The 16159-nt window shown below is 64.5% G+C and carries 15 protein-coding genes and 1 riboswitch; of the genes, 3 read left to right on the plus strand and 12 right to left on the minus strand.

The window, feature by feature from the left end; all coding sequences use genetic code 11:
- Window positions 1-305: 305 nt before the first annotated feature.
- From Bravens_RS10175 to ribD, 11 genes are all read right to left on the minus strand, one after another.
- Entirely contained in the window at window positions 306-1580 is a 1275-nt protein-coding gene (locus tag Bravens_RS10175; protein WP_062023162.1) for an asparaginase, read from the minus strand.
- A 108-nt stretch (window positions 1581-1688) separates the two neighbouring features.
- On the minus strand, window positions 1689-2615 hold the full coding sequence (locus Bravens_RS10180) for a prenyltransferase (protein WP_062023166.1): 927 nt from the start codon (window positions 2613-2615) through the stop codon (window positions 1689-1691).
- On the minus strand, window positions 2609-2962 hold the full coding sequence (locus Bravens_RS10185; protein ID WP_062023169.1) for a lycopene cyclase domain-containing protein: 354 nt from the start codon (window positions 2960-2962) through the stop codon (window positions 2609-2611). Before Bravens_RS10185 ends, Bravens_RS10180 begins: the two co-directional genes overlap by 7 nt.
- Window positions 2959-3381: a lycopene cyclase domain-containing protein gene (locus tag Bravens_RS10190; RefSeq protein ID WP_082791141.1), complete on the minus strand. Its 423-nt coding sequence runs from the start codon at window positions 3379-3381 to the stop codon at window positions 2959-2961. The genes Bravens_RS10185 and Bravens_RS10190 overlap by 4 nt, the downstream gene beginning before the upstream one ends.
- Entirely contained in the window at window positions 3378-4928 is a 1551-nt protein-coding gene (gene crtI, locus Bravens_RS10195) for a phytoene desaturase family protein (RefSeq protein WP_062023172.1), read from the minus strand. The genes Bravens_RS10190 and crtI overlap by 4 nt, the downstream gene beginning before the upstream one ends.
- Complete coding sequence (locus tag Bravens_RS10200) at window positions 4928-5824, minus strand: phytoene/squalene synthase family protein (RefSeq protein WP_062023174.1); 897 nt, start codon at window positions 5822-5824, stop codon at window positions 4928-4930. Before Bravens_RS10200 ends, crtI begins: the two co-directional genes overlap by 1 nt.
- A gap of 35 nt (window positions 5825-5859) precedes the next feature.
- On the minus strand, window positions 5860-7131 hold the full coding sequence (locus tag Bravens_RS10205; RefSeq protein WP_062023178.1) for an amidase: 1272 nt from the start codon (window positions 7129-7131) through the stop codon (window positions 5860-5862).
- Window positions 7132-7270: 139 nt separating this feature from the next.
- Window positions 7271-7747, minus strand: a complete 477-nt coding sequence (ribH, locus tag Bravens_RS10210) for a 6,7-dimethyl-8-ribityllumazine synthase (RefSeq protein WP_062023181.1) — start codon at window positions 7745-7747, stop codon at window positions 7271-7273.
- Entirely contained in the window at window positions 7747-8997 is a 1251-nt protein-coding gene (locus tag Bravens_RS10215; protein WP_062023184.1) for a bifunctional 3,4-dihydroxy-2-butanone-4-phosphate synthase/GTP cyclohydrolase II, read from the minus strand. Before Bravens_RS10215 ends, ribH begins: the two co-directional genes overlap by 1 nt.
- Window positions 8994-9674, minus strand: coding sequence for a riboflavin synthase (locus Bravens_RS10220; protein ID WP_062023188.1), 681 nt, complete (start codon window positions 9672-9674; stop codon window positions 8994-8996). Before Bravens_RS10220 ends, Bravens_RS10215 begins: the two co-directional genes overlap by 4 nt.
- Entirely contained in the window at window positions 9655-10740 is a 1086-nt protein-coding gene (gene ribD / locus Bravens_RS10225; RefSeq protein ID WP_062023225.1) for a bifunctional diaminohydroxyphosphoribosylaminopyrimidine deaminase/5-amino-6-(5-phosphoribosylamino)uracil reductase RibD, read from the minus strand. The genes Bravens_RS10220 and ribD overlap by 20 nt, the downstream gene beginning before the upstream one ends.
- A 96-nt stretch (window positions 10741-10836) precedes the next feature.
- Window positions 10837-10980: riboswitch (FMN riboswitch) on the minus strand.
- 171 nt (window positions 10981-11151) lie between these two features.
- Here ribD and Bravens_RS10230 point away from each other — a divergent pair.
- Window positions 11152-11583 (plus strand): MarR family winged helix-turn-helix transcriptional regulator, encoded by a 432-nt coding sequence (locus tag Bravens_RS10230; protein ID WP_019174371.1) that lies wholly within the window; start codon window positions 11152-11154, stop codon window positions 11581-11583.
- Between the two features lie 9 nt (window positions 11584-11592).
- A complete protein-coding gene (locus tag Bravens_RS10235) occupies window positions 11593-12381 on the plus strand; it encodes a DUF3800 domain-containing protein (protein WP_062023191.1) in 789 nt (262 codons plus the stop codon).
- A 196-nt stretch (window positions 12382-12577) separates the two neighbouring features.
- On the opposite strand, the gene mgtE is transcribed toward Bravens_RS10235, so the two are convergent.
- On the minus strand, window positions 12578-13921 hold the full coding sequence (gene mgtE, locus Bravens_RS10240) for a magnesium transporter (RefSeq protein WP_062023194.1): 1344 nt from the start codon (window positions 13919-13921) through the stop codon (window positions 12578-12580).
- 105 nt (window positions 13922-14026) lie between these two features.
- Here mgtE and Bravens_RS10245 point away from each other — a divergent pair, with 105 nt between their 5' ends.
- Complete coding sequence (locus tag Bravens_RS10245) at window positions 14027-16123, plus strand: RecQ family ATP-dependent DNA helicase (protein WP_062023197.1); 2097 nt, start codon at window positions 14027-14029, stop codon at window positions 16121-16123.
- Window positions 16124-16159: the final 36 nt, after the last annotated feature.

The raw sequence follows: 16159 nt of genomic DNA on the forward strand, positions 1-16159 counted from the left end.
TCCGCACTCGGTATGGTCAGCCCCGTCGACTTTGAGAACCAAATTGGTCTAATCACTAGTAGAAAAGAAATAGCTGCCTAACCACTAGGTAGCTCCACTACGTGTCCACGATTTGCGGGTAACCCCAACGCTGCCGCCTGTTTGTGGGTGCAGATTTGCGCTTTAATGCAGTTTCACGCGTTGTTGCGGAGCATTAGCGCGTGAGTCTGCATTAGCGCGTGAGTCTGGGGTGGCTTGGGTGGTGCGCCCACATTAACGCGCAAAACTGCATTACTGCGTGAGTCTGGTGTGGGTGGTGAGCCGCATTAGCGCGTGAAACCGGGGCGGAAGGGAGCGAAAGCCGCCTCGACGTCAGCACGAACGTCAGCGCCAGCTCGAACATCAGCGCCAACGTCACCACCGGCGCCAACCCCACCAACAGCCAGGGCCAACCGCAGCTGCAGCCTTGCCTTATAGGGGTCGAGCACACCCGAGGGCACAAGTCCCATCTTCTGCAAACCGATTTCAGCTCCGGGATAGCCGTAGGTGTTCTCCAGCGCAGACCCCGAACCCGTGCGCGACGAGTACACCACCGGCATCTGCTGAGCAAGCCGCTCAACCGCAGGAAGCGCCGACTGCGGCACGTGCCCACCGCCGACACCGGCAAGGACACAGCCGGCATACCCGGCATCGGCAACCCCATCGAGAATCGCCAGCGAATCACCCAAGCCAACGGCAATAACAGCCACCTGAGGGAAAACGTCGTCGCTGGTCAGGCCGGGGAACTGGGGACGAGGTGCCGCCCCGGCCGCTCCTGCCACTCCGGCTGGCCGCGCCCCGCCTCCGGCTGCCGCTGCATCTCCAACTGGCTGCGCTTCGCCGCCGGCTGACACCACACCACCGGCCCCCACAGCACCAGCCAAACCGCCACAGCTGCCCGCCGGAACATGTGGCAGGATGACGCGGTCTTCGCTTACCCAGCCCAGCGGCCCAGCAGAAGGCCCGGAGGAAAAAGCGTGGATGAAGCTCGTGTGGTCCTTGCGCACAAAAACGGGATCGTGGATTTCATCGGCCATTACCAAGGCACTCGCCAGGCCCCGGACCTGCGGCGACAGTGCCGCAATGACAGCCGCCCGCACATTCGCAGGGCCATCAGCACCGGGCAGGGACGGGTTGCGCATGGCCCCCGTGACCACAATCGGAATACCCGAATCGTTGATCCGCGACAGCACAAACGCAGTTTCTTCGAGCGTGTCGGTGCCCTGCGTGAGCACAACTCCGACAGCCCCTTCACTCGCAGCAGTCCGCGCCGACTCCACGACGCTCACCAGGTGCTCGACGGTAATCGAACCGGAGCCAACCTGTGCCACCTGCTCGAATGTCATCTGCAGACCGGATGACGAGGCGCCAGCCCCCTGACCGCCTTCCTCACCCGCCTGCCCCTCGGGTGGGATGGCGTGCCCGGCCACAGCGTCCACGTCAATCGTGTCGAGGCGGGCGGCGCGTGCAATGTCTTCGCCGGAAACGCTGGGAGAAACCCCACCGGAGTCAGTGGGAACAGACGCAATCGTTCCGCCCAGGGCGGCAATGTGGATCCTCATGCCTCCACAATAAGGCCCGGAACAACAGGGGCCGAGGCGCCCATCCGGCGCGCTCCACAGAAGCATGTGCCCACCCGCACGGGCGCGGCAACAACGCCAGCCGCACCCCTACAGCAGAGCACCCGCCAGCAGAATCATCGTCAGGACGAAGCCCGCCGCGTAGTTCAGCCACAGGAAAACCTGCCAGCCGGAACGCGTCCGCTCCGCCGATGCGTCATCAATGCTCAAAAAGCGAACCGCATTGGCGGTATAGGCCAGCCCGACGACCGCCATGATGTCCAGCGGGAACGGGGTGAGACCCATGAGCACGGCCGCCGCCGCGTATAAAGCAACCGCCACAGCGACCGTTCCACGCGCGCCGAGCGCTGTGGCGATCGACTTAAGTCCAGCTTCGCGGTCGGGCCCGATGTCCTGCACTGCGCCGAACGCCTGGCTTGCCATGCCCCACAGGAAGAACGCGATGAGCCCCAGCACACCCGCTGCACTCACACCGGAGCCCAGCACGCCAGAATCCAAAACACCCGAACCAGCACCGGCTCCAACACCAAAGACACCACCAGCGCCCCCGGCCAACAGCGTCACGGCGAACCAGGCGGGCGTAGAGAAGTGCAGGGAGCTGGTCACGGAATCCAACACGGGGACTTCCTTGAATCGCAGCCCCTTTGCCGAGTACGCGACAACCGCGAACAGGCTGAAAACCAGCATCGCCTTGGCCGCCCATGGCGCCGTCACCAGGAAATACAGCACGAACGGCAGGCAGCTGAAGACGGCCGCAAGAAGGGTCGGCCGGTGCAGTGCGGGGTCGAGCACACTGCCTTCCACACCGCCTTTGCGCGGATTGCGCATGTCTGATTCGTAGTCGAAAACGTCGTTGATCCCGTACATGGCCAGGTTGTAGGGCACCAGGAAGAACAGGCACCCCAACCAGAAATCCAGGCTCAGCCCGCCGCCCATCAGCAGGTACGCCGCCCCGAACGGGTACGCCGTGTTGACCCAGCTGAGCGGGCGGGATGACAGGAAAAGGTGCTTCAGCACTGCTCGTCACCACCACTGACGAGGCGCCTGTCACCACCGCCGCCACGGGCGGCATGGTCTGTTCTCGGCTGGAGCAGGTGAGCCCAGAGTGCCGGCAGGACGAGCACCGCGAAGACCGTGTAGGAAAGGTCTTCGATCGGCATGAGCCCAATCGTGACGCCCGACGATGTTTCCGGCGAATAGTAGAACAGTCCAACACCGATCATGATGTTGTCGAAGATGATCGTCAGGGCAATGAGCACTGCTGCCGTCAGCAGCCACGGGCCAGTGGGAATGCGCTTGCGGGCGCTCCACGCAAGAAGTGCTGCGGGTATGAGGAAGCAGGCGTTGAGAAGCGTGTACGTCACGGCGGACCCGCCCCCCGACCAGGTTGGTGACCCGCCTCCCGGCCAGGTTGGTGACCGGCCTCCCGACCGGCACCTCGTCCGGCCCTCCATTCAGCCAGCTTCGCGGCCCCGACGAAAACGTTGATGGTCAGCCACACCAGGAAGAACAGGAACAGCAGCTCTTCCATCGGCAGGTGCGGGGTCAGGTTGATGCCCGTCATGTAGGGCGAATCGCCTCGGAAGAACACGTCCAGTTCAATACCGAGAATGTCCCACAGCAGGAACACGGCCCACACGCCGAAGTGCACTCCGGCGGTTCGGGCCCACACGCGTCCCGACTTGCTGCGCAGCGCGGCACCCCAGAACAGGCCGTGGCGAAAATCGAGAATCGCCATGCCCAGCAGCGAAAAGCAGAGCGCTCCCGCGTAGGCCCAGCTCATGTGCGCTCCAGTAGGTCGACGGCGTTTTCAGCGCTGATAAGGCACATGGGCAAGCCCACGCCCGGCGCTGTGTAGGCGCCAGCGTGCACGAGCCCGCGCGCACGCGCCTTCTGCGGGAAGCGGAACATCGCCGACTGCGACAGCACATTCGCCGGCCCGAGAGCCGATCCGCGCCGCGGGTCGATATCGCCGGGACCAAAAGCCCGACGCACCCGCAGGTGCGCGGCCAGATCTACGCCGATGCTCGCACCCAAAGAGTCAATGATCCGGTCCGCGTACTGCTCAAGCAGCTGCGAACCGGTGCGCAGCTGTGGGTCAGCTGGGGCCGGCACCAGCACAAACAGGTTCTCCGAGTCCGCCGGAGCCACAAACGCATCCGTACGCGACGGCGCACACACATAGGCCGACGCCGGCTGGGGCAGACGCTTGTCCGCCCCGAAGATCTGCGTGAAATTGCTGTCCCAGTCAGACGTGAAGAACAGGTTGTGGTGGTGCAGCTTCGGCAGCTTCCGGTCAACACCCAACAGCAGTGTGACCGCGCCGATGCCGTAGTCCCGCCGCGCCCACCACTGCTGACTCCGCGTCCGCAGACGCATGGGCAGCAGAGCCTCGAACGCCTCAAGATCACAGGCCGCAACAACTGCGTCACTGTCGAAGTCGACAACAGAACCCGCACCGCGCGAGCCGGCCTCCACCTCGTCAGCCGGCACATCAGCCGAACCACAGCGGGCCGTCACACCGACAACCCGCCTGCCCTGCGTGCGCACCGCCGTCACGGTGCAGTCGGTGCGAATGTCCACACCCAACCGGACCGCCGCCTGAGCCATCGCGGTGATGATGGTTCGCATTCCGCCCATGGGGTAGCGCACGCCGTCGACAACATCGAGGTTCGTCATGAGGTGGTACATGCTGGGTGCGGTTTTCGGCTGCGTGCCGAGGAACACCGCCGGATAGCCCAGGATCTTCTGCAGCACGGGGTCGGTCACCGTCTGCTCAATCCGCCGCTGCATGGACTGGCCGAAAAGCCGCGGCAGCCGGGGGAGTCGGGCCAGCACATCGGGCCGGGCAAACCGGGTGTAGTCCCGGGTAGTGAAGTTTGTGTAGAGGAAGTGCTCGAGCGCCAGCCGGTACGTGTCCGAGGCCGATTCCACGTAGCGGCGCACCCGCTGAGCCGCACCGGGTTCGCGCTGGCTCACCAGCCGCAGGAAGGGCTCGGTTCCACGGGGAACATCAACTGCCGAGGTGCCGCTCCCGTTCCCGATGTCTTCCAGCAGGCCCGCTGGCCAGACCCGGAATCCCGGGTCGAGGTCGTGCAGGTTCAGCGGATTGTCTTGGCCCAGCAGGCTGAAGAAGCGGTCGAACACCTCCGGCATGAGGTACCACGACGGTCCTGTGTCGAAGGCAAAACCGGCTTCCGTGTGCAGACCGGCCCGCCCACCGACTTCGCTGCGGGATTCCAGGAGCGTGACCTTCCAGCCGCGAGCGGCAGCCAGCGCCGCTGTGCCCAGGCCGGCAATACCTCCGCCGACGACCGTCAGTGAGCGCATCAGGCACCTGACCAACCGCGAACCGCGGCGGCTCGGGCTGCGAAAACAGCCTTGCGCGGTGCGGGGATACGCAGGCGGGTCCGCTGGAGTTCATCGACGGGAGTCGCCGCCACCCGTTCGGCGAGTTCTTCGAAGATGCCCAGCGCGGTGCCGACTGCGGTGCGCACGCGCCACGGCAGCAGCGGCATGGCTTTACGCGCCGCGGCAAAATCTGCCTGAATAATGTCCAGCTGGCGGGCTTTTTCCTCTTCTGTGAACTTGCCTTCGCTGTCCAGCAGGTAGGTTCTGCCGAGTTCAGCCGTGTCGGACCCAAGGTCGCGCAGGAAGTTGACGCGTTGGAAGGCCGCGCCCAGACCTCGTGCGCCGTCTTCCAGGATCGGCTGTTCTTCCGCGGTGGGGTTTTCGTCTTCCATGAAAATCGCCAGGCACATCAGCCCGATCACTTCCGCCGAACCGTGAATATAGGAATCCAGCGAAACCGGCGAATGGTGTTCGGGCCGGATATCGCGGTACATGGACGAAAAGAACGGGTCCCACAGTTTCGGCCCGATCCCGGTGCGCCGCGCGGTGTCCGCAAAAGCGTGGGCTATGAGGTCAGACGAAAACCCGGTGCTGCACGCTTCAGCTATCCGCAGTCGGAAGTCATCGAGAGCCTCCGCCTGCGCGGCGGGGCCGGCGGGGTAGGCGCCGTCGACGATTTCATCGGCAATCCGCACCACCGCGTAGAGGCTTGCGATGCTGCGCTCCATACGCTTTGGCAGCAGTGATGCGGCAAAGGAGAACGAGGTGGAATAGGACCGGATGACAGCCGAAGCCGCACGGTAGGCGGTCCGGGTGTATCGCTGGGTGGGCGGCAGCAGGTCGAGCGTCCTGCCGCGTGAAAAGGGCAGTGTCATTCAGGCGGGGTCATTCATGGTGTCAGGCGGTCTGCTCAGTTAGCGCCGGCCTGTGGGTCAGTCGGCTGCGCAGCATTCGCTTCAGCCTTCAGTCGGCGTTCAACCTCAGCGGCCACCGCGAGCACGGTTGCGTCTTCGCCGGGTTTGCCGGCAATGTGCAGGCATGCGGGTGCATTACTGCCGTACTTGCGGCCGGTGGGGATGGTGATGGCGGGCCAGCCGAGCACGTTGAACAGCTGGGAGTAGCGGACAAAGGCCGGGCGGGCATCGGGCCCGATGCTGTCCCACGGGACGGTCCCGCCGTCCAGCGCGGGCGACACAATGACGTCGACATCGGCGAACTGAGCCAGAGCGCGCTCACGCAGAGCCTCAACATCAGCCAAAGCCTGCTGGTATTCGGCTTCAGAAACATCGGCAGACTGTTTGACCCGATCGAGAACACCGGGGGTGAAGGCTTCCGGCTGGTCTTCGGCCAGCGGGCCCAGAATCCGGAAGGACTCGTACTTGCGCACAGTGTCGTACAGCGCACCCGACTCTTCGATGAACGGTTCGAGGTCAACCGGCTCCGTTGTATCGAGGTAGTCCGCGCCGTCCTCAATCCAGTGCGGTGTGCTCAGTTCGAACGTGCCGACCGTGACCGATGCGGGAGCACCTGCCGAAAAGTCCACGACAGCCGAGAACACCCGGACTGCTTCGCTGACAGTGCGGGTGAAGAAGCCGAGAGTGTCGAATGACGGAGACAGTGGGAAAACACCGTCAGTGTTGACCGCACCCAGGGTGGGTTTGAAGCCGACAACACCCTGACATCCGGCGGGAACACGCACCGATCCGGCGGTGTCGGAGCCGACGGCGAAGGGAACAGTTCCGGCAGCCACGAGCGCGGCCGAACCGGAAGACGAACCACCGGTGCACAGCCCAGCACCAGCAGGATTGACCACCGTGCCGAAAGCGGAGTGCTCACCGAAAATACCGTGCGAAAACTCCTGGCAGTTTGTTTTGGCCACCGGGATTGCACCTGCGGCCATGAGTCGCTCGATGACATCGGCGGTGCCGGTCGTCGCATCCGGGTGGCTTAGAACGTCCACGCGCGAACCCATCGAGGTGGGGGTCCCGGCAATGAACACGATGTCCTTCACGGCAAACGGCTGGCCTTCCAGCGCTCGCGGTGGAAGGTCTTCGTCGGCGCGCTGCGCGGCTTCGCCAGCGCGCTCGCGGGCAAGTTCCGGCAGCATTTCGGTGACGGCGTTGAACCTGTCTCCGGCAGATGCCACTTCGCGGAGGATGCGATCAATGTCGGCAACAGTCACTTCTACTCCCTCGACGGTCAGACCAGTCCTGCTAAGGATAGCCGGCCCAGCCGCCGGCACCTCGGCACCTGGGCCGGTGCTGTGGCGACCGGCACCTCGGCAGCGGCACAGCCGACCGAGGCGCCAGCCGCCCAGAAGATCAGCGCAGACCGCGCAGCACGTCGGCCGTGGCCAGTGCTGCGGTTGCGGCCTCGTATCCCTTGTCTTCGTTCGAACCTTCCAGGCCGGCCCGGTCGAGGGCCTGCTCTTCCGTGTCGCATGTCAGCAGGCCGAAGCCCACGGGCTTGGCGGAATCGAGTGCCACGCGAGCCAGGCCGTCGGTGGCGGCAGCACACACGTAGTCGAAGTGCGGGGTGCCGCCGCGAATGACAACACCGAGGGCAACAACGCAGTCGTACTTTTTCGCCGCTGCCTGGGCCGCGACGGGCAGTTCAAACGAGCCCGGCACCCAGTGGACGGGTGCGTCGATGCCGGCTTCCGCTGCGGCGCGCTGGGCACCGGCCACAAGCCCGCCCATCACCCGGTCGTGCCAGCGCGAGGCGATGATTGCCATGCTCAGCGAGCCCGCCTCAACCGCCGTGCGGGGCGAGATTTCGGGTGCTCCGTGTCCTGCCATCAGAGTGTCCTTTCCAGAAGGTGCGACATCCTGTCGCGTTTGGCTGCCAGGTAGGCGATGTTTTCCGGCCGCGGGGCAACTTCGGCATCCACACGGCTCACGTCGATGCCCATGTGCTGCAGCGCGGTGATTTTTGTGGGGTTGTTCGTCATGAGCCGCACCGAGTGCAGCCCCATGTCGGCAAGGATTGCCGCGACGGCGTCGTACTTGCGCGCGTCAGCGGAAAAGCCCAGTCGGGTGTTGGCATCGACCGTGTCCAGACCGGTGTCCTGCAGGGAATACGCGGCGATTTTGGCGGCCAGCCCAATGCCGCGGCCTTCGTGTCCGCGCACGTAGATCACGTGCCCGCCGACAGTCGCAATGGTGCGCAGCGCCTGGGCCAGCTGTTCGCCGCAGTCGCAGCGGTGCGAACCGAAGACATCGCCTGTCAGGCATTCGGAGTGCACGCGCACAAGAGGTGCTGCATCCGCGGTCGGTGGGCCGCTGAGCACCAGGTGGTCGGTGCCGTCGAAGGTGTAGGCGGTTGCCGTGAGCGTCCCGAAGTCAGTCGGCAGGGGAACCGTCTCTCCGCGTACGAGGCGCCGCTCGGCTCCGTCTTCCTCCGCGGCTTCCGGGATCGGCGTCATGGGGGCGTTTGGGTTGGCTTTGCGGTAGGCGATGAGGTCGGCGATCGTGACCATGGCCAGGCCGTGTTCGCGAGCGAATTCGGCCAGTGCCGCAAAGCGCATCATGGACCCGTCGTCGTGCACGATCTCGGCGATGACAGCCGCGGGGCTGCGGCCCGCCAAGCGGGCGAAATCGAGGCCGGCTTCCGTGTGGCCGTCGCGGGCGAGCACCCCGTCATCCTGCGCGATAAGCGGGAACAGGTGGCCGGGCCGAGTGAGGTCTTCCGCGCGAGTCTCAGGCTCTGCCAGGAGGCGGGCGGCGATGCTGCGATCGGCCGCGCTGATGCCGGTCGTCGTGCCTTCCTTCGCGTCGACGCTCACGGTGTAGGCGGTGCCCTTGGGGTCTTCGTTGTTCGCCATCATGGGCGGCAGCGCCAGCCGCTTGGCGGTTTGGGCTGGAATGGGTGCGCACACAACACCCGATGAGTACCGGATGATGAACCCCATCCATTCGGGCGTTACGGCGTCGGCAGCCATGATGAGGTCGCCTTCGTTTTCGCGGGCTTCGTCATCGACGACGACAATCGGGCGGCCCGCCGCGATCTGCTGGATCGCGTATTCAATAGAGGCCAGGTTGGCGGTCATGGCTGGTCCTTTCCTGCTGTGAGAGTTGCGAATTCGGCGCGGCGTTCGGCGTATTTCGCCAGAATGTCGACCTCGATGTTGATGGGACCACCAGGTTTGACCTGGCCGAAGATTGTGCGCTCAAGGGTTGCTTCGATCAGTCCGACTTCCACCCAGTGCTCATCGGCATCGGCGGGGCTGACGGCGGTCAGGGTGAGGCTCGTGCCGGACAGGCTGATGGAGCCCTTCTCCACGGTGTAGGGCGCAAGATCTGCGGGAATGTTCACGCGCACTGTGCGCCACAGGCCGTTGTCCTCAACGGAAGCCACGCGCCCCACACCGTCTACGTGACCTTGCACAATGTGCCCGTCAAAACGACCGCCCGCGGGCATACATCGTTCGAGGTTCACCGGATCACCCGGCTGCAGTGCGCCAAGGGACGAGCGGCGCAGAGTTTCGCCCATGAGCAGGGCACGGAAGGTGCCCTCGGGCTGGTGGCCGGCCGGCACCTCGTCCTTTTCTTCTGCCTTTGTGGTAGCCGGGGGTGCCGAGGTGAGGCACACCCCGTTGACCGCGAGCGAACCTCCCGGCGGGAGGTCGGCGACGATCGGCCCGGCCTCCAGGGTCAGATAGGCGCTGTCGCCAGCCTGCTTAAGCGAAACGACGGTTCCGACGTGCTCAATGATTCCGGTGAACATGGTGTCCTTTCTCAGCTGGCGTCAGGCGCAGCAGAACATCTGCGCCGAGAACCTGTGGGTTGGGGTGGGCCGCACTGGCGGCATCGAGGGTGAAAGCGTGCGCGTCAAGCAAAGTGGTGACGCTCAGCCCGGTGGTGCTGCGCAGGCCGTCGCCCAAAAGCACGGGCGCCTGATACACCAGGAGTTCGTCGGCCAGACCGCGGCCAATAAAGCTGCCGACCAGCCGGGGACCGCCCTCAACAAGCAGATGTTCGACACCGGCCGCTTTCAGCTTGGTCAGCGCCTCGTCGATTGTTTCGGCAGTGATGGTCCGTGGGTTCTGCGCCAGGTGGCTTTCCGGCGGCAGGGGGCGGCGGCCGATGACCACCGGGATCGGCTGGGAGGTGACCGCGGCGGTCTCAGGGCGAGCGCTTAAACGCGGGTTGTCGGCAAGCGCGGTACCGATGCCCACGGCAATCGCATCGACCTTCGCGCGAATCCCGTGCGCGTGGGAGCGAGCCTCTTCACCCGTGATCCACTGGCTTGTGCCATCGGCAGCAGCGGAACATCCGTCAATGCTCTGGGCAATTTTGCACGTGATGAACGGCCGGCCCGCCCGCACCGCCTGAAGCCAGCGCGAATTGAGAGCCTGAGCTTCTGCGCTCAGCACACCGGTCGTCACAGCAATGCCTGCCGCGCGCAGAACATCCGCCCCGCCGCGGGCCGCCGGGTTTGGGTCGGCTGTGGCAATGACCGTGTGGGCGATTCCAGCGTCGATGATCCGCTGAGTGCACGGGCCGGTGCGGCCGGTGTGCGAACACGGCTCCAGCGTCACGACCATCGTCGCGCCACGAGTGTCAACGCCGTTGGCCTGAGCGAAGTCGAGTGAGGCAGCCTCAGCGTGGGCTGTGCCGGCACCGGCGTGAAAGCCCACGATCGGACCGGATCCCGGCGGCAGGAGAACAGCGCCGACAAGGGGAGTGGCGCCTCGTGAGCCGTGTGCCGCGTACTCAAGGGCAGCCCGCATGGCCTGCTCGTGGGTCAGGCCGGTGGCATCAGGCAGAAGAAAAGCCGCCTGGACTTCCATGTGAACCTCCCGGTACAGCCGGGAGATGGGAGTCCACAGCGGCGCTGTGGGTTCGCAAAGGCACGCCGGGTACGCCGACAGCGCCTGCGCGAGCAGACTGTGTTCCTCCCATCCAGACTCTTACTGTCGGTCTCGGAATTGCACCGAGTCAGCCGGGTGTTCGCACGGCGTGTGCCGTGGAGCAGCCGGGTCGCGGACTGTCACCGCCGGTACGGAATTTCACCGTCCCCGGAACATCTGAGGCTCATAGTAGCCCCTGGGTGTGACACGTGCGACACGGGGTGGGGAGGAGCCGGGCTGACGAGGTGCCTGCCCGGGTGCTCCGGGGCGGCTGGTTCTGGGGTGGTCGGGGTGTGAGGCGGCTGGGTGTGGGCCTTTGCGGCGTGCATAGCCAAGTTATATAAATGAGGTATGGAAAACGAACGTCTTGTCACTGATCTCGTTGCCGCAGCGGGGCGCTTCACCCGCGCTGTTCGTCGTGGCACTCACGGTGACGAAGGCTGGTCGGCCTGGCGTGCGCTGGCGGTCATCGACCAAAGTGAGCGCACCACGGTCGGGCTGCTGGGCCAGCTGTACGGATGTTCGCAGCCGGCAGCTACGAAGATCGCGGCACGGTTGACCTCGGACGGTTTCATTACACGCCGACCAGACCCAGATGACGCGCGCGCTTCTCTTCTGGAGATCACGGACAAGGGCCGTCAGTGGCTCGTGTCTGAGCGCACCTCGGCGGTGCAGAAAATGGGTTCGACGGTCGATGACCTCACGGCTGAGGACGTTGCGGCGCTCACCCGCTCGGTCGACCTGCTCAACAGCATGGCGGCAGCCCTTGTCGAGGACGAATGAAGGGCAGCGATGTCTGAGAAATACTTCGCCTACGTTGACGAGACTGGTGACCTTGGTGACTTGAGCGTGAGCCCCAAAGCAAGCCCGCACTTCGGAATGGCCGCCATTCTTTTTCCTGCCAGCGCAGCCGGCGATGTTCGCCGAATGATCACAGACCTTAAGGACGAATTCAGAGTTCCCCACGACAAGCCGTTTTCGTGGAAGGAGTACGTGCGAGATCACGACCGGCGCCTCCATGTCGCCGACCATCTCAGCATGTTGGACAAGGTGCAGGCCATCTATGTCTACACCGATAAGGCCGCCGTGACTGAGGGTACGTACACCACGGAACGTGGCGCGCTTTATAACTATGTTGCCGGAAAAATGTTGAAGAACATCCTCTGGGCGGCCCGGAACTCTGGCGTCAAGAAGGGTGATTTGACGATTCGCTTTTCACACGTCAAAGGCTTTGACCACGATTCTGTCAGCCGGCCCTACCTTGAAACGACTTTGCCGGCTCAGCAAAGCCTCCCGATGGAGTTGCTTGACTCCCTTCAGTGGGTGGCTGCGACGAAGTACCGCGAGTCCGATGTGGCCGATCTCTTTGCAGGCTGCTTGAATGAGGCTCTGCGCCCTGGGCGGTACGGGCACGTGGAGGGACGCTACCTCCGCACGGTCTGGCCGCGTGTACGAGGCGTGGAAAACTGCACTAACGCCAGCAACTACTGTGCCGTTCTCCCCGGATTTATGGCAATGCCGAATTACAAGGTGATCTCACCCGGGTGGTTCCCTTGTCCCGATTGTCCCAAAATTAAATAAGGAGCGGATTAGCACTCCCCGGAGTCGATCCACTTAAGGAGTGCGGCGTTGTGCGCCGCCGAGCATCCGGGCGAGTGCTAACCCGCTCCTTCAGGTAAACACCTCTAATATCGTGGTGTTTCCTACCCGTAGGATACAGGACCCCTTGTGCGCGTATCAATAGCGCACGAGCTGTGGGCTCGCCGGTTCAACCACTTCAGCTGAGCAGAATTGCCGTGGCGATCGAGAAGTAGATGATGAGGCCCGTCGCGTCAGCGAACGTGGAAATGAACGGGTTGGAGAACACCGCAGGGTCGGCGCCGACCTTCTTCGCGACCAGCGGCATGACCCCGCCGATCGTTGCAGCCATCGTGCAGATGGACAAGAGGGTTAGGCCGATGACGGTGCCGATGCCCACATCGAACGCCAGGGACGCCGCCAGGAAGCCCAGAACACCCAAGGTGAGTCCCAGGGTGAAGCCCACGCGAGCCTCACGCCAGATGATCTTCGGCATGTCGCGCACACGAACTTCGCCCATTGCCAGGGCGCGCGTGACGGTTGTGGCAGCTTGGTTGCCGGTGTTGCCGCCCGTACCGGTCAGCAGGGGAATGAACAGGGCCAGCGCAGTCAGCTGTGCCAGTCGGTCTTCGAATACGTTGAGCACCTGCACCGTCAGAACAGCCGAGACCGCGAGCATCGTCAGCCACACAACGCGGGACCGGAAGATGCTGAAGATCGACGCTGACAGGTAGGACTGCGCCAGGGGCTCCGAACCACCGGAGCGGGCGGTGTCTTCCGCGTCTTCTTCTTCGACGATGTCGATGACGTCGTCAATCGTCAGGATTCCCACCAGACGCTGTTCGCGGTCGACAATCGGCATAGCAATGAGCTTGTCGCTCAAGAAGCGGCGCGCAGTTTCTTCACGGTCGTCAATGGCGCTGGCGCTCACCGGCTGGTTGGCGATGTCGCGGATGACAACCGAATCGTCTTCGCTCAGCAGGCGGCGCAGGCCGATGACTCCCGTGAGTTTGCGGCTGGAATCGACAACCGGCAGCAGGTAGATGGTTTCGGGGTCGTCAATCCGGCGGCGGACGTAGGCCATGGCCTCACCCACCGTGAAGTCCTGATTGATGCCGATGACCTCTGGCGACATGTAGCGGCCGATCGCTTCGGGCGGATAGCCCAGAACCGAGGCGGTCATATGGCGTTCGGACGGGCTCAGCCCGGCCATGAGCCTGTCGGCGACGGCCGCCGGCAGTTCGTCGAACACGAGCGCGCGGTCGTCGGGGTCGAGGTCTTCGATGAGTTCGGCGACGTCGGTTGAGCGCAGCCCCCTGATCAGATCGGCCTGGTAGGCCGGCGGGAGGTCCTCAAAGATGTTCAGCGCGGTGTCTTTGTCCAGCACCCGGTAGAGCACGGCGGCCTGTTTGGCCGGCATTGATTCGATGAGGTACTGGAGGTCGTCGTTGCTGACGTTGCGCGCAGCGTGGGCGAGTTCGGCCAGTTCTGCTTCGCCCTGGGGTCGCGATCGCAGCGCTTCTTCTATGAGTTCTACGGACACTGCCCCTCCTTGCGCTGCGTTTGGGGAAGGCCGTGCGGCACGCGGCGCGGTGCTGAAGGTGATTGATCAGGCCGCCGTGTCGGTGCTCCCCCATAGACTTCGAATATGTCACGCGAAAACACTCTGCATGCCTCCGCCCAGTCGATCTTAGCCCAACTGACAGGGCGCCCCGACGCGGTTTTTCGCGACGGACAGCAGCAGGCAATCGAGACCCTCGTCCGCGATCGGCGGCGGGCTCTTGTCGTCCAGCGCACCGGGTGGGGAAAGTCCGCCGTGTACTTCGTGTCCGCCCGGCTGATTCGCGAAGCTGGGGGAGGGCCGACGCTTGTCATTTCGCCGCTGCTGGCGCTCATGCGCGACCAGGTGGCGGCAGCCCACCGGGCGGGTGTCAACGCCGTCACCATCAATTCGTCGAACGTCACCGAATGGGACGACGCGGTCGAGGCGCTGCGTCAGGACCGCGTTGATGTTCTGTTCATATCTCCCGAACGGCTGACGAACCCGCGCTTCCGCGATCACGTGCTCGGTGAGGTTCTCAAGCGGGTCGGCATGATCGTCGTCGATGAAGCCCACTGCATTTCCGACTGGGGGCACGACTTCCGACCGGATTACCGGCGGATCGGCGCGCTGGTGCGCTCGCTTCCGAACTCCGTGCCCGTTTTGGCCACAACCGCCACCGCTAACGAACGGGTGGTTGCTGATGTCGCGGCTCAGCTGGGGGACGACACTGTGGTTGTCCGCGGTCCGCTCACGCGCGATTCCCTGCGCCTGGGCGCTGCCGGGGTGTGGTCGGCCCAGGACCGCATTGCGTGGCTGTGCCAGCACGTGGGAGATCTCCCGGGCAGCGGCATCATCTACACGCTCACGGTCTCAGCCGCCGAAGATCTCACGCGGGCACTGAAACAGGCCGGATGGAATGTCGAGGCCTACACCGGCAGCACGGATGCCGAGGACCGCACGCGGCTGGAAGACGCTCTGAAGAGAAGCGAACTCAAAGCACTCGTGGCCACAAGCGCGCTCGGTATGGGCTTTGACAAGCCCGACCTGGGATTCGTTGTGCACTTCGGCGCCCCCGCCTCGCCCGTGGCCTACTACCAGCAGGTCGGCCGTGCCGGCCGCGCAGTTGAACACGCGGATGTCCTCCTCCTGCCCGGTGCCGAAGACCGCGCAATCTGGGACTACTTCGCAACTGCCTCGATGCCGGATCCGCAGGCGGCCGACCGCGCGCTGCAGGTTCTTGCCTCAGCAGATGGGCCCATGTCTGTCCCCGCTTTGGAGCCGCTTGTCGACATCAAGCGCTCAGCACTGGAACTGCTGCTGAAAACCCTGCAGGCAGACGGTGCTGTTGATCGAGTGCAGGGCGGCTACGTGTCAACGGGTGCCGGCTGGGAATACGACGCCGAACGCTACGCCGGTGTTGCCGCTGCCCGCGAACGCGAAGCGCAGGCCATGGAACAGTACTTGGCCACAGATGACTGCCGCATGGTGTTCCTCGCCCGCCAACTGGACGACACAACGGCCCAACCGTGCGGACGGTGCGACAACTGTGCTGGCACGTGGTGGTCAGAGGACATCGACGCGGGTCTGCGTGAGGGCGCTCAGTCGCTGCTGTCCTCCGTCGGTCTGCCTGTTGCACCGCGTGCCCAGTGGCCCACCGGGATGCCGAAAGCCGGCATCGACATCAAGGGCAAGATCCCCGAAGGCGAAAGGGCGGACACAGGCAGGGTCATTGCTCGGCTCACCGACCTCGGGGCAGGGCAGACGCTGCGACAGTTCCTGACTCCGGCATCACCCGATGAGCAGATACCCAAGACCATCGGCGACCTCGCGGTCTCTGTTCTGGCCGATTGGGACTGGGCAGTGCGCCCCGACTGCGTTGTCGGCATTCCCAGCGCACACCGCCCGAACTCCGCGCAGTCCCTGGCCCAGGGGATCGCCGCTGTGGGCCGCATGGCGTACTTGGGTCAGCTGGAACTGCTGCGCGATCCGGGCAGCCCCGATGTCAACAGCGCCTACCGGGTCAAAAACCTGTGGGACGCCCTCAGGGTTGGCCCGCAGTTGGAAGCTGCGGTGGCTGGACGCACGGTCCTGTTGACGGATCTCGAAATCGCGTCGCGCTGGACTATGACGATCGCGGCGCGCCTGCTGAGGCAGGCGGGTGCGGCGGCAGTTCTGCCGTTCGCGCTCGCCCAGCGCGGGTGACTTCACTTAGGGCGGGTGAACTCGCCGGGTCCAGAG

Origin of the sequence: Brevibacterium ravenspurgense (assembly GCF_001584615.1) — a bacterium.
Taxonomy (GTDB): Bacteria; Actinomycetota; Actinomycetes; order Actinomycetales; family Brevibacteriaceae; genus Brevibacterium; species Brevibacterium ravenspurgense.

Excerpts from the sequence above, each read along its gene's own strand:
- Bravens_RS10215 (WP_062023184.1), bottom strand. The coding sequence starts at position 8,997 with ATGACCGCCAACCTGGCCTCTATTGAATACGCGATCCAGCAGATCGCG.
- Bravens_RS10245 (WP_062023197.1), top strand. The coding sequence starts at position 14,027 with ATGTCACGCGAAAACACTCTGCATGCCTCCGCCCAGTCGATCTTAGCC.
- Bravens_RS10220 (WP_062023188.1), bottom strand. The coding sequence starts at position 9,674 with ATGTTCACCGGAATCATTGAGCACGTCGGAACCGTCGTTTCGCTTAAG.
- Bravens_RS10190 (WP_082791141.1), bottom strand. The coding sequence starts at position 3,381 with ATGAGCTGGGCCTACGCGGGAGCGCTCTGCTTTTCGCTGCTGGGCATG.
- ribH (WP_062023181.1), bottom strand. The coding sequence starts at position 7,747 with ATGGCAGGACACGGAGCACCCGAAATCTCGCCCCGCACGGCGGTTGAG.
- ribD (WP_062023225.1), bottom strand. The coding sequence starts at position 10,740 with ATGGAAGTCCAGGCGGCTTTTCTTCTGCCTGATGCCACCGGCCTGACC.
- Bravens_RS10175 (WP_062023162.1), bottom strand. The coding sequence starts at position 1,580 with ATGAGGATCCACATTGCCGCCCTGGGCGGAACGATTGCGTCTGTTCCC.
- Bravens_RS10200 (WP_062023174.1), bottom strand. The coding sequence starts at position 5,824 with ATGACACTGCCCTTTTCACGCGGCAGGACGCTCGACCTGCTGCCGCCC.
- crtI (WP_062023172.1), bottom strand. The coding sequence starts at position 4,928 with ATGCGCTCACTGACGGTCGTCGGCGGAGGTATTGCCGGCCTGGGCACA.
- Bravens_RS10230 (WP_019174371.1), top strand. The coding sequence starts at position 11,152 with ATGGAAAACGAACGTCTTGTCACTGATCTCGTTGCCGCAGCGGGGCGC.
- Bravens_RS10235 (WP_062023191.1), top strand. The coding sequence starts at position 11,593 with ATGTCTGAGAAATACTTCGCCTACGTTGACGAGACTGGTGACCTTGGT.